At 50.7% G+C, this 13,825-nt stretch carries 10 protein-coding genes; 2 read left to right on the forward strand and 8 right to left on the reverse strand.

Features of this window, described 5'->3' with window-relative positions; genetic code table 11:
* Positions 1–43 precede the first annotated feature (43 nt).
* A complete protein-coding gene (locus EA58_RS10410; protein ID WP_036752182.1) occupies positions 44–2,761 on the reverse strand; it encodes a cation-transporting P-type ATPase in 2,718 nt (905 codons plus the stop codon).
* Between the two features lie 267 nt (positions 2,762–3,028).
* Here EA58_RS10410 and ppsA point away from each other — a divergent pair, with 267 nt between their 5' ends.
* The gene (gene ppsA / locus EA58_RS10415; protein ID WP_081819621.1) at positions 3,029–5,491 is read left to right on the forward strand and encodes a phosphoenolpyruvate synthase; all 2,463 of its coding nucleotides are present in this window, start codon (positions 3,029–3,031) and stop codon (positions 5,489–5,491) included.
* Between the two features lie 36 nt (positions 5,492–5,527).
* Here the strand turns inward: ppsA and EA58_RS10420 are convergent, their stop codons facing one another.
* The 4 genes from EA58_RS10420 to EA58_RS10435 all read right to left on the reverse strand — a co-directional run bounded on the left by EA58_RS10420 (position 5,528) and on the right by EA58_RS10435 (position 10,457).
* Positions 5,528–6,388: an FAD/NAD(P)-binding protein gene (locus tag EA58_RS10420; RefSeq protein WP_036752184.1), complete on the reverse strand. Its 861-nt coding sequence runs from the start codon at positions 6,386–6,388 to the stop codon at positions 5,528–5,530.
* Entirely contained in the window at positions 6,381–7,433 is a 1,053-nt protein-coding gene (locus EA58_RS10425) for a 4Fe-4S dicluster domain-containing protein (protein WP_036752187.1), read from the reverse strand. Before EA58_RS10425 ends, EA58_RS10420 begins: the two co-directional genes overlap by 8 nt.
* Position 7,434: 1 nt before the next feature.
* On the reverse strand, positions 7,435–9,525 hold the full coding sequence (gene fdhF / locus EA58_RS10430) for a formate dehydrogenase subunit alpha (RefSeq protein ID WP_036752491.1): 2,091 nt from the start codon (positions 9,523–9,525) through the stop codon (positions 7,435–7,437).
* A 101-nt stretch (positions 9,526–9,626) separates the two neighbouring features.
* The gene (locus EA58_RS10435) at positions 9,627–10,457 is read right to left on the reverse strand and encodes a formate/nitrite transporter family protein (RefSeq protein ID WP_036752190.1); all 831 of its coding nucleotides are present in this window, start codon (positions 10,455–10,457) and stop codon (positions 9,627–9,629) included.
* Between the two features lie 53 nt (positions 10,458–10,510).
* Here EA58_RS10435 and EA58_RS21565 point away from each other — a divergent pair, with 53 nt between their 5' ends.
* Complete coding sequence (locus EA58_RS21565) at positions 10,511–10,846, forward strand: hypothetical protein (protein ID WP_152547986.1); 336 nt, start codon at positions 10,511–10,513, stop codon at positions 10,844–10,846.
* On the opposite strand, the gene EA58_RS10440 is transcribed toward EA58_RS21565, so the two are convergent.
* The 3 genes from EA58_RS10440 to EA58_RS10450 all read right to left on the reverse strand — a co-directional run bounded on the left by EA58_RS10440 (position 10,787) and on the right by EA58_RS10450 (position 13,787).
* A complete protein-coding gene (locus EA58_RS10440; protein WP_036752193.1) occupies positions 10,787–11,959 on the reverse strand; it encodes a beta-propeller domain-containing protein in 1,173 nt (390 codons plus the stop codon). The two genes, EA58_RS21565 and EA58_RS10440, sit on opposite strands and share 60 nt — an antisense overlap.
* A 269-nt stretch (positions 11,960–12,228) precedes the next feature.
* Positions 12,229–12,618: a hypothetical protein gene (locus tag EA58_RS10445; RefSeq protein ID WP_036752196.1), complete on the reverse strand. Its 390-nt coding sequence runs from the start codon at positions 12,616–12,618 to the stop codon at positions 12,229–12,231.
* Positions 12,615–13,787 carry a beta-propeller domain-containing protein gene (locus tag EA58_RS10450; RefSeq protein ID WP_036752199.1) on the reverse strand — a complete coding sequence of 391 codons (1,173 nt, stop codon included), beginning with the start codon at positions 13,785–13,787 and terminating at the stop codon, positions 12,615–12,617. The genes EA58_RS10445 and EA58_RS10450 overlap by 4 nt, the downstream gene beginning before the upstream one ends.
* Positions 13,788–13,825: the final 38 nt, after the last annotated feature.

Below are 13,825 nucleotides of genomic sequence, written 5' to 3' on the forward strand. Positions count from 1 at the left end.
GGCGATGATCTGGATGCCCCCTGAATTGATGGCTCTGATGAGGTCATGACTCCTGAGATCCGGTGCGCATCTCGCTCAGCAGCAACCGAAGCCGCTTCTCGATTTCGATGATCGCAAAAAACACGAGACCAACGACCACAATCATCACCCCGTCCCAAAACGGCACGGCAACGGTCGCAAACAATGTCTGGAGCGGCGGCAGATAAGTGATGGCGAATTGCGCGGCAGTCACGCAGATCACCGTCAGCCAGACGACCTTTGTGCCGGCGATCAGCGCCCATTTCAGCGACGTCCCGTAAATATTCCGGATAAAAAACAAATGAAAAATTTCCATCACGACTAAGGTGTTCAGGGCCATGGTTCGTGCCAGTTCAACCGAATAAGACTGCTCAACCGCATAGGCGTAAATACCGAACACGCCGCCCAGTAACAAGACGGAGACAAAAATGATCCGCCAGGCCAATTCGCCAGTCAGCAAAGGTTCATCCCGGCGTCGGGGCGGACGTTGCATGGTATTGTTTTCCGTCGGCTCAAAGGCCAGCGCAATCCCAAGCGTGATAGCCGTGATCAGATTGATCCAGAGAATCTGGATCGGGGTGATCGGCAACGTCATGCCAAAAAGCAACGCCACGACAATCGTCATCGCTTCCCCGGCATTGGTCGGCAAGGTCCAGCTGATCACTTTTTTGATATTGTCATAAACCGTTCGCCCCTCACGAACCGCCGCAGCAATAGACACAAAATTATCGTCGGCCAGCACAAGGTCAGCCGCTTCTTTGGCCGCCTCACTCCCTTTGAGTCCCATGGCGATGCCCGCATCCGCCCGCTTCAGTGCCGGCGCATCATTCACGCCATCGCCCGTCATCGCAATCGTCATCCCGTGAGATTGCAGCGCCATCACCAACCGCAGTTTATGCGCCGGACTGGTGCGGGCGAAGATATCGGTTTCAACCACAGCTGCAGCCAGCGTTTGATCGTCCATTTCATCCAGATCAGCCCCCGTGAGCACCTGATCCGAATTTCGCAGGCAGAGCTTCTTCGCGATCGCCGCAGCAGTATCCTTGTGATCGCCGGTGATCATTTTCACCCGAATGCCGGCAGCATGACATTCAGAAATGGCGTCAATCGCTTCAGGACGCGGCGGGTCGATCAACCCGACCATGCCAATCAGGATCAACTCCTGTGCCACATCGGTCAACTCCAGCACCGTATGCTCCGGCCGGACTGGCTTCACCGCAAAAGCAAGCACGCGCTGTCCTTGCCCGGCGATTTCCCCGGCCTTTTCATGCCAGTATGCCTTGTTCAGAGGGTCACTTCCTCCGGCAACCCGGCGCTGAAAAGCGCACATCGACAAGATTTCCTCCGGTGCGCCTTTCACCGCGATAAACGCATGATTTTCGTGGTCATGGTTCAGGGTCGCCATGAAACGATGCTTTGCATCAAACGGGATCACATCGGTTCGCACCCACCCGGCCAGTTCCTCCTGAAGATCCAGGCCGATCTTACTGCTCAGAACCAGTAATGCACCTTCCATCGGATCACCGACAATCCCCCATCCCCCTTCGTGATGATGCAAAGAAGCGTCATTGCACAAAGCAGCCACCCGCCCGATCTCGTCCAGAATGGCATGTTCGCAGGCACTGACAATCGCATCATTGAGCCGGATTTCCCCCTTGGGCTCATACCCGACACCCTCCAGTGAAAAAATATGGGCTTCCGTAACCACAGAAGCCACCATCATTTCGTTGCAGGTCAGCGTGCCGGTTTTATCCGTGCAGATCACAGACACAGCCCCCAGCGTTTCAATGGCGGGTAAACGCCGGACAATGGCATTGCGTCGTGCCATCGCCTGCACGCCTACCGCAAGCGTGATGGTCAGGACCGCCGGAAGCCCTTCCGGAATCGCTGCAACAGAGAGACCCACCACGGCCATAAATATCTCGGTGAATTCGAAACGGGCAACGAAATGTCCGAAGACCAGCAGCACCCCAGCAATCAATAAGATCAGCGCCGTTAACCAGCGGGCAAACACATCCATCTGCCTGAGCAACGGGGTCGTCAGCGTTTCTACCGTCGACAGCATGCCACTGATGCGACCAATCTCCGTCTTCGCTCCCGTCGCAACAACAATCCCCCAGCCAAGCCCGCTGGTCACAAGCGTCCCGCTGTAGGCCATACAACCCCTGTCACCAAGGGGCGTATGCACAGCAACGGGCTGCAAATCTTTCTTCACCGGCACAGACTCACCGGTCAGAATTGATTCCTGAACCTGAAGTCCATTCACCTGCAACAACCGAAGATCGGCCGGCACCTTGTCGCCGGCTTCGAGCAGGACAATATCACCGGGCACCAGCATCTCCCCGTCGATCAAGTGACGCATTCCGTCCCGACTCACCGACGCTTTCAACGCGAGCATATGCCGGATAGCATCCATGGCCGCTTCTGCTTTCCCCTCCTGAATGAAACCGATGATCGCATTCACAATGACAACAGCCAGAATCACCAGCGTATCTGACAGGTGCCCCAATACCGCCGTCATGGCAGCGGAACCGAGCAGTACATAAATGAGAATATTGTGAAAATGCCGCAGAAAGCGGATCACCCAATTTTCCTTTGTCGGTTCCGGCAAACGATTCAACCCGTATTCATCAAGCCGCGATGCTGCCTCTTCGGGAGAAAGGCCATTTGGGCTGACATGTAACGCCTGAAGGACATCATCTGATGTCATTTCATGCCATGTTTTGTTTGTTCGATTTTGCATGATTGGTTGGTATCACTCCATTCAGTTCAAACCTGTTGACTTCGAATCTGTTCCGTTCAGAAAAGACACGCATCGCTTTCTGGATAAACACCGCTTTCGAATAAAGGATAGACAGCGAAACTCATTCTTTTTGTTATTCTTTCTGGCTTGTGATGCCTGATCAATCAGACACCATTTTCTCAGGCTGCACCGCGACGAACTTCTAAAATGAAGTGAGTCCCGGCTTGAGTTCAGCCGGAACATCCGTGCCAGCCAAAGGAGAGCGGTATGACTTCTGATCCTCAGCGCCCTGCCAGTCCGATGATCTATTGGTATCCCCAGTTACGTACCACCGACATTCCCAGTGTGGGCGGTAAAAATGCCAGTCTGGGAGAAATGATCAGCCAATTGAAAGCAGCCGGTATCCGGGTGCCGACAGGGTTCGCCACCAGTGCGCAACTCTTTCGTGATTTTCTGCATCAGAACCAACTGGATGAGCCGATTGCCGAACGGCTGGCTGCATTGGATACCGGTTCGGCGACGCTGGCAGACACCGGCGCTGCGATCCGGCAGTTAATCGCACAGGGCAGCTTTACGGACACACAACAAAATGCCATGACCGATGCCTATCAGCAGTTGTGTGACCAACTGGGCCGCAGCAATATCAGCGTCGCAGTCAGAAGTTCTGCAACCGCCGAAGATCTGCCAGATGCCAGCTTCGCCGGACAACAGGAAAGCTACCTGAATATTCGTGGACAGGCACAGGTACTGCATGCCTGTAAACTGTGTTTCGCCTCACTCTATACCGATCGGGCCATTGTCTACCGTCAGGAGAAAGGCTTTGCTCACCAGCAGGTGGCATTGTCTGTCGGAGTGCAGCAGATGATCGAATCTCAGGCGGCGGGCGTGATGTTCAGTTTAGATACCGAGAACGGTTTTCCCGATGTGGTGATGATCAGCGGTGCCTGGGGACTCGGCGAAACTATTGTTCAGGGCAGCGTGACCCCGGACCGTTTTATGGTGTACAAGCCCCTGCTGGAGAAAGCCGGCATACGACCCATTATCGAAAAACAGCCCGGTAATAAGCAGCAGAAAATGGTGTATGCGACGGGCGATCTGCCTGACGCCTCTTCTGATCACACGCCTGAAAAGCTCCCCTTCACCGACAAACAGACCGTCACGCTGCCGACGACCGAACAGGAACGCTGCTCACTGGTCCTTTCTGATGATGAGATCCTGCAACTGGCCCGCTGGGCGGTGATGATTGAACGTCATTACGGCTGCCCGATGGACATGGAGTGGGCGAAGGATGCTCAGGGGCTGTATCTGGTTCAGGCCCGCCCGGAAACCGTGGAATCTCAGAAAAAACAGGCCGTGCTGGTCAATTACCGCCTGAAAGAGACATCCACCCTGCTGCTGGAAGGTGCCAGTGTCGGGAGTGCCATTGCCACTGGTCCCGTTTTTCAGATCAATGATCCGCACAATACAGAGGCGTTTCCGGATGGCGCCATTCTGGTGACCGAAAGAACGGACCCGGACTGGGTGCCCCTGATGCGCAAAGCCGCCGGGATCATCACAGACACTGGCGGCCCCACCAGCCACGCCGCTATCGTCAGTCGCGAACTGAAAGTCCCGGCGATTGTCGGCACCGAACATGCGACCCAAACTCTGACACAAGGTCAGGCGGTCACCTTAAGTTGTGCAGGCGGCGCCGTCGGGAAAGTCTATGAAGGCATTCTCAAGTATGAAACTCAGCAAGTGGATCTGGATGCGATCCCACACACCCGAACCGCCGTGATGATTAACGCGGCGATGCCCGACGGTGTCTTTCGCTGGTGGCAACTGCCGGTTGCCGGGATCGGACTGACCCGGATCGAATTTATCATTTCCAGTCAGATCCGCGTCCACCCGATGGCGCTGATCCACCCTGAAAAAGTAACAGATCCATCAGTTCGCCAATCTATCAGCGATCTCACGCGGAACTATGCCCATCAGCCGGACTACTTTGTCGACTTTCTGGCGCTGGGCGTGGGCAAAATTGCGGCCTCGCAATATCCGAAACCTGTCATCGTGCGCATGTCAGACTTTAAATCCAATGAGTACCGGGGGCTGCTAGGCGGTGAGTTTTTTGAACTCAACGAAGAGAACCCAATGCTGGGGCTGCGCGGCGCATCGCGTTATTATCACCCGCTCTACCGGGAAGCTTTCAAACTGGAATGCCAGGCCATCGTCAAAGCCCGGCAAACGATGGGATTTGACAACATCATTGTGATGATTCCCTTTTGCCGCACCACGGGTGAAGCCGACAAAGTGCTGGACGTCATGGCAGAAGCCGGCCTGAAACGCGGCGAAAATGGCCTGCAAGTCTATGTGATGTGTGAGATTCCCTCGAATGTCATTCTGGCCGACCGCTTTGCACAGCGCTTCGATGGCTTTTCAATCGGCAGTAACGATCTCACGCAGCTTGTGCTGGGGATCGACCGGGATTCTGCCGAGCTGAAACCCTTATTTGATGCCAGAGACGATGCGGTGAAAGAGATGATTGCGGAAGTGATCACCGTGGCACACCAGTATGGCTGTAAGGTTGGGATTTGCGGACAAGCCCCCTCCGATCATCCTGAGTTCGCTGAATTTCTGGTCAATTGCGGCATTGATTCGATTTCCCTGAATCCGGACTCGGTCGCCAAAGGCTGCGAGCAAGTCGCACTGGCAGAACTCAAGTTCCAGATCAACACGGCCGGTTACGAGTAACCGGCACCTGATATCTGTTGCCATGGGCTTTGTGCGTCATGGACTCTGAGGAATGTAGGCTTGCAGGACATCCCAGCGGAAAGTCGGACCATCAGAACAGATATACTTGTCTTTCAGATAACAATGCCCGCAGGTTCGAACCCCGCAGTGCATACGGCGCTCAATGGACAAATAAATTCCCTGTTCGGGAACCCCGCTGGTCACCAGATGTTTTGCCGCCGCAAACATCATGGCCTGCGGCCCGGCCAGCAGCACCACCTCCGGGCCCTGATGAAACTGACTGAGCACCATCGGCAGGAGATCGACCGGCGTGCCGCTGAATTCATGCTGACCCGGTTCAAGATCGCCGTCTTCAATGGCGTTCAACACCGGGATCGCCTGCTGCCACTGCCTGCGCTCCGGCGTCAGCATTCTTGCCTGACGGCTGCGGGCGCCATACACCACCATCATCTGGGTGTAATTTTTCTGCGCGACTAGCTGGTTGACCACGCCAACCAAAGGTGCCAGACCACAACCGCCACCGACCACCAGAATACTTTTGTTGATCACCTGATCCATTGGCCAGCCTTCACCATACGGCCCTCTGGCCCCCAGAATCTGCCCCGCTTTCAATTGGAACAGTGCTGACGTAACCTGCCCCATTTTCCGGACCAATGCACGAAAATACCCTTGCTGGTCAGGCAGCTCTGTGAATGTGAAAGGGGCTTCCCCGACCGCAGGCAAACAAAGCATGAAAAACTGCCCGGTTTTGGCCTGCATCCAATCGTTGCGTACCGCAGTGACTGAAGATGATACGCCGGGATCGGGATTCATCAATTGAAACCGGAAATGACGGGCATGTTCGCCATCATCGTAAAAATCAATCAGGCGGATGGCCGCTGGTGTCAGGTTATGCATCTTTGACAATCCTTTTCATGACCGAATGAACACCAATCACGCCCGGACAAGTCTGCTCGCAACGCCCGCACCCCACACAGCCATACCGGCCAAATTCCGGCAAAAAATCATTGCTGAATTTGTGGTACCAGAAACGCTTCACCCGCTCACCGGCCTGCGCCGAGGGATTATGAAAACTGGCTTCACGCTGAAAGCCTTCGTACAAACAGGAGTCCCAGAATCGAACCTGCCGAGCCTTGGGTGTGCTAGATGGATAAGAAGCAGCCTGACTGCAGGAAGCATCGTCTGTTCCAATCGCGGCTTGTTGCGTACTGTAGCAGGAACAGGTCGGACAGAGTGTGGTGCAGCCGGAACAGGCAATGCACTGAATCGCCACCTGCTGCCAGAATTCATCTGACGGCTGATCACGATTGAGCTTTTCAATGCCTTCCAGAATATAAGACTGATCTTCAAACTGTTGCTCGCAATGGCTCAGGTTATCCCAGCGTGAATGCTTGTCATGGTCCGCAGCCGGCGTCAGCGTCAGCCCTTGCAGCGATGCCTTGCCAGCGTCCGTCACCGCGATCAGCAGCCATTGTCCGTGTTCAAGCGGATGTAAAATCAGGTCCGCCGTGGTATCTCTGACACCCGGCCCGGCATTCACCAGATGGCAGAAGCCCTGCGCACACGGGTGAACGCAATCCACGCCCACCAGTATGGCCTGCTGCCGCCGCGCCTGATAATAAGGGTCCTGTTCGAAAAAAATGTCCTGATAATGAATCGCCATCAGGTCGCAGCTTTGCACGCCGAATAACACAAAAGGTTCGGGTGCCGGAATCGTTTCGCGGAAAAACTGACCATCGAACACATACAGACTTTCCTGCTCAGCAAAGAAGAATCCTTTCGCTGAACTGAGGGGCTGCTGCGACGTCAGCGCAGGAAACGGCCCCTGCGGGATAGGCTGCCAGAATACCTCACCTTCACTTTCCACCACTTGATAAAACTGCCGCGCCCGGGACAGGTGCACTTGCAGCACCTGTAATGATTCCAGCACATATTGCTGCATCTTAAGGTTCCTCCCGTATCTGGTCGATATCCCGGGGTTCCTGACCCGGTGGCAACGGCGAGACCGACACTGCACATGCCTTCAGCTCAGGCATTTTCGTGACGGGGTCCTGCGCGGTATTCGTCAGCTGATTCGACGGTGCTTCCTTGAAGTGATACGGCATCGCGACCAGCCCCGGCGGCACATCCTCGGTGATCATGGCCCGCGTTTCGACATACCCCCGTCGCGAACGAATACCCACCGGCGAATAACGCTGAATCTTCAGCGCCCGGGCGTCTTCCGGATTGATAAACAGGATCCCGGCCGGGATTTCCCGTTCCAGCAAAGGCGATTTCCGGGTCATCGAGCCACAGCCGTAATGGAAATGAAGCCGGTTAGTGGTCAGTAACAGCGGGTATTGTTCATCCGCCGCTTCATCAATTTCAATCTGATGCACCGGAATTAACCGTGCTTTGCCAATCGGAAAAGTGCTCTGATGCAGAATTGCAGTCCCTTCAGGCGCACCGGGATGACAAGGCCACTGTAAACCGTGCGCACGCATGATGCCCGGATAAGACATACTCTGATAAGAAGGCGTCAGCGCCGCCATTTCATCAAACACGGCTTCACTGTCTGACCAGTTCAGCGCATCGCTGCCCAGCTTCGCAGCCAGTGCTTTCAGCCACTGCCAGTCGCCAATGGCTGAACCCGGCGGTTGCAGTGCCTGTGACCCATGCTGGACCCGTCGCTCACAGTTAGTAAACGTCCCCTCTTTTTCCGCGAAAGAAGCCGCAGGCAAAATATAATCGGCCAGTTTGGCGGTTTCTGTCATCGTCAGTTCCGCAACCACCAGCAAATCCATCGCTTTCATTGCCGCACGGACATGATTCTGATCCGGATCGGTCACAACCGGATCTTCGCCGAAAATGATCAGGGCCCGAAAATCACCCGCCAGTGTCGCTTTGGTCATCCCCAGTGATGTAAGACCGGGTGTCGTTGCGACTTGTGTTCCCCAGGCCCGGGCAAATTTCTGTTGCACCGACGGATCATCGACCGCCTGATAACCGGGATAGACATTCGGCAGGCATCCCATATCGCAGGCGCCCTGCACATTATTCTGGCCTCGGAGCGGATTGATTCCGGTGCCGGGACGGCCGATCTGTCCGCAAACCAGTGCCAGATTCGACAACGCAATCACATTCTGGGTACCGCTGACAAACTGGGTAATTCCCATCCCGTATAGGATCATGGCCCTCTGGGCCTGTCCGTAAAGCATCGCGGTTTGACGGATCACATCAGCACTGACGCCGGTACAGGATTCAACCGACTCCGGGGTGATGGTTGCCACGTTTCGGGCCAGCGCATCAAACCCATCACACCGCTGACTGATAAAAGATTGATTGTGGAGATTCTGTTTGAGGATGACATGAAGCATCGCATTGATGAGCGCAATATTACTGCCCGGTTTGAGCTGAACATGAATATCCGCCACTTTCGCCAGCCGGGTGACGCGGGGATCAATCACCACCAGCTTCGCCCCGCGCTGCTTCGCTTCAAAAATCTGCCCGCCAAAGACACTGTGATTTTCAGTCGGATCCGCGCCGATCACCACGATCAGCTCGGTTTCAAAAATATCTTGGGTGCTGTTGGTCATCGCCCCGGAACCCAGCGTTTGCTTGAGTCCGGCCACTGTGGGGCTGTGACAAATCCGGGCGCAATGGTCGATGTTGTTGGTTTTCAGAACGGCACGGGCAAATTTCTGAGCGGCGTAGTTATCTTCGTTGGTGGCACGGGCGCTGCTGATCACACCCACCGACTCAGGGCCGGATTCTGCCAGAATGTCCTGTAAGGTTTCGCTGATGGTGTCCAGTGCCTCATCCCAGCTCACCGGATAAAAACGATCGTGAATGCGTTTTAAAGGTTCGGTAATTCGGTTATCTGGCCGGATAGCATAAGCTGTACTCCAGCCCTTTTCACACAACTTACCGCGACTGACAGGATGACTGCGTTGCGGTTCAACGCCGGTCAGATTTCCCTGCGCGTCAACTTTCAGATTGATCCCGCAGCCGACGCCGCAAAAAGGACAGACGGTTTTCACAATCGAAGAAGCCATGGTCATTCACAATCCAACAGCGGGTTCTGGCATTCAGTATAGCAACCCCGGCCTGTGTGAATTGAGGTAGCACGTTTTTCTTGCCGCCGGAGAAATGAAGGTTACTCTGAGCCTGAAGCCGGTTTTCTCAGGTAAATCACATAATAAACCAGACCAACCAGTACACTTCCCCCGACCAGATTGCCCAGAATGACCGGGATCAGATTCCCGATAAACCCCAGCCAGGTCACAGAGTCGGCCCCTGTAGCTAAATCCGAAAAAGTCTGAATCAGCATCGCCAGCGGAATGAAGAACATGTTCGCAATGCTGTGCTCAAACCCGGCCGCAACAAAGGCAGAGATCGGAAAAACAATTGCAATCGCTTTATCCACCACACTCCGCCCGGCCATGGCCATCCAGATCGCCATGCACACCAGAATATTGCACAGCACCCCGCGGAAAAAAGCGGTCCAGAACGGTAAGCTGCATTTTGCCGCCGCAATCTGAAGATACCGTTCCGCAATCTCCCCCTGATTCAGCGCGGTGTGTCCCGAGAGATACACCAGAACCGCCAGCCCCGCCGCACCCACAAAGTTCGAACCGCACACCACCAACCAGTTTCTCAGCAACTCCGACGACGTGATTTTTTGATCCGCCCAGGCCATCGCAAGCAAATTATTCCCGGTAAACAGCTCAGCCCCGGCCACCACCACCAGCAACAAGCCCAGAGAAAATGCCACGCCCCCCAGCATCTGACTGGTGCCAAACCCCAGATTCGCATCCGACTTGATCAGGACAAAATACAGCGCACCCAGGCCAATAAACGCCCCGGCCAGCACACCCAGCATCACCATCGACAACAACGGCAAACGCGCTTTCATCACCCCGACGCTATCCACCTTTTCAGCGATTTGCTTCGGTGAAAACGCATCAAACCCAAAAAAATCAGCCATGGTTCACTCCGGTCAAAGGCGTTCGGTCAAACAGGGTCAACGGAAATATAAAGATGACTTATCCGCCTGAAACTGAGGTGGTTTCAGGCGAAATGTCTGGGGTAAGTGTAGTACAGGGGGATAAAGAAGAAGTTGAGCGTAGAAGTGCTCAACGGGGGATGATGGTGACAAATTATGACTCGATGGAAACCCCTTATTTATTCAACATCGGCGACAGATTCAACATCACATCTATAGGGATGATGGTCACATCAGTTTGCACAAGCCGAAAGATCCCTTCAGGCTTTGTACAACGAAAGGCTTTTCAATCGATCCCATCAGAAGCTCACTCATTTGAAAATATCAACATTCTTAAAAAAATCACCATCATTCGCAAATGCATTATATAAAGAGCTCTCTGATGCACTTTGTCCTGTGCCAATTTGATACCACTTTATATAGTTTCCATCATACTCTTTATTATTACTGAGCTTAAATACAACTGTTGCAGCTGAACCAAACTTTACATAATTAGCTTTTAATCCAATCATCTCAAAATCATAATATTTACCAGTCTTATTTGGAATTATTTCTTCTTTATCAAACGTCTGACGATAAGTATCGATGAGGTACCTATCAGCCAATGTTTCCGCCCAAACATACTGCCCAGTTGGACTAATTGATCTTTTCCTGAACAATCGAGATTTAAGATGTCCTTTTTTATTAGGTATAACTGTATATAAAAGCTTGTTTTTTTCTTCATCATAAATTGCCACACCCAGGTCATCGACAACATACCGTTTCCCACCATATACTGTAGAATATTTACTAAAATGAATATCTATCATTTCTTTTTCTTTTGTCGATAAAGTATATTTCCATTTTTTCCATTCATCACTAAAATAAAGATAACTACTGTCTTCCGCCCATAAAAAATCAGTTGTTTCTCGATATTTCCCAAGCTCAGTGTACTCCCCAGTCTTCAAATCCTTGATGACTTTTATCACCCCCTCCTCTGCACCATACGATAGTGCCAAATATCGGTTATTGGGGGACATTTTCATCGACTGGACCATTCCGTTAAATTCATCAGCGACTAAGCGTAAGTCGGTCCCGTCAGTTTTAACACTCCACACTTTATCTCTACGCTCATAGATATCATCTTTAGGCGCGTCACCACTTTCTCCATTATTCCAACGAAAGACGACACGAGGTAAGTCATAAGAAGATTGATTGTTTAAATCTTCTTTCGGCCACTCTTTTGCCTTATAAATATAATATGTTGACTGACTACTCCCATCTTTATACCGAATATAGTTATGCTCAGTGATGTAAATTCTGCCATCATCCCAATGTTGGGCATTTTTTTGCTCAACAATACTCATCGGTTTTGCTGGATTTCTTTCTATCACCGCACTCTTTTCGGCTGAATCATCCCTGGAGTTCAAACGTGAAACAGACTCCTGTTCACATCCGGATAGCAAGATTCCAATAAAAACACTTAAAATTATCTTTCTTTTCATTTTTATCACTCTGATCCTGCCAGAAGACTGGCGATTACCGCTTTTTCATAGACTAATGGGACTGACACATTTCGAACCATTTTTATCAGTGGCCTCAATCATAAGCGACTTCAACCACCTCAATGATAAAGCTGAGTTGTGGAGAGAGATTCTTGAAAATAAGTCGACATGAAGCACACCATTTCTTGGCTGATGATATTCAAAAGCGCCCCCTTCAGAAGGCACTTTCCTACCATCACCTGATTTTCAGATATAATTTCAACAATTGATTATCTACTAATCGGATGATTCACTGGATTTACTTGAGGGGCAGGTCTCTCCAATATCATCGGTGCTTCAACAACTGTTGGCTGATTCTCGATCCAATCTTTCACAACGTCTTCTCTTTGGGTATTCGTTAAAGACCGCCATTGCTCTGCAGCAGTATTATCGACACCATCAGCTGATTCAGAAATAACAGGGATAAAAGATAATGGCCGAACATTTTTTAATCTAACACTTTCAGTATCATCTGATAATTTATGGAAATTTTCATATTTATATTCCAAGGTATATTTATTTTTCATGTCGGATATTTCTAATCCAGAGTCAGATTTACTTTTCTCAAAGAATGCTGAAAATATATAGTAATTCGATGGAAACTCTAAAATCTCACTCATTTGAAAACCTCAGCATTCTTAAAAAACCCACCATCATTCGCAAATGCATTATATAAAGAACCCTCGGATGCACTTTGTCCAGTACCGATTTGATACCATTTTACATAGCTTCCATCATATTCTTTTTTGCCATTCAGCTTAAATACAGCAGTTGATGCGGAACCAAGCTTCGTATAATTAGCACCTAAGCCAATCATCTCAAAGTCATAATATTTACCGAGCTTGTTTGGGATTATTTCTTCTACATTAAACGTCTGGCGATAAGTATCAATTAGATACCTTTTCGTCCATGTCTCAACCCAAACATATTTCCCGGTTGGACTAATTGTTCTTTTCCTAAATATTTGTGATTCTATATCCCCTTCCTGGTTTGGGATAACTGCATATAATAGTTTATTGTTTTTTTCATCATAAATACCAGCACCAAAATCATGGACGACATATCTTTTCCCACCATATACGATTGATGCATTACTAAATTTAACATCAAATTTTTCTATTTCCTTTGTGAGTACGGTATATTTCCATTTTTTCCATTTGTCACTAAAGTAAAGATAGCTACTGTCTTCTGCCCATAAAAAATTCGTTGTTTCTGGATATTTCCCAAGTTCAGCGTATTCTCCAGTTTTCAAGTCCTTAATCACCTTAAATACACCTTCATCCGTACTATAGGACAGTGCCAAATATCGGTTATTGGGGGACATTTTTATCGACTGGACGATTCCATCAAATTCATCAGCGACTAAGCGTAAGTCGGTGCCGTCAGTTTTAATACTCCACACTTTATCTCTACGCTCATAGAAATCATCTATAGGCGCGTCACCACTTTCCCCATTATCCCAACGAAAGACGACGCGAGGTAAGTCATAAGAAGATTGATTGTTTAAATCTTCTTTTGGCCACTCTTTCGCCTTATAAATATAAAATGTTGGCTGACTGCTTCCATTCATATACCGAATATAATTATTTTCAGTGATGTAAATTCTGCCATCATCCCAATGTTGAGCATTTTTTTGCTCAACAATACTCATTGGTTTTGCTGGCTTTCTTTCTATCACCGCACTCTTTTCGGCTGAATTATCCCTGGAGTTCAAACGTGAAACAGACTCCTGTTCACATCCGGATAGCAAGATTCCAATGAAAACACTTAAAATTATCTTTTTTTTCATTTTTATCACTCTGATCCTGCCAGAAGACTGGCGATTAC

Source organism: Photobacterium galatheae, assembly GCF_000695255.1.
In the GTDB taxonomy this organism is placed as follows: Bacteria; Pseudomonadota; Gammaproteobacteria; order Enterobacterales; family Vibrionaceae; genus Photobacterium; species Photobacterium galatheae.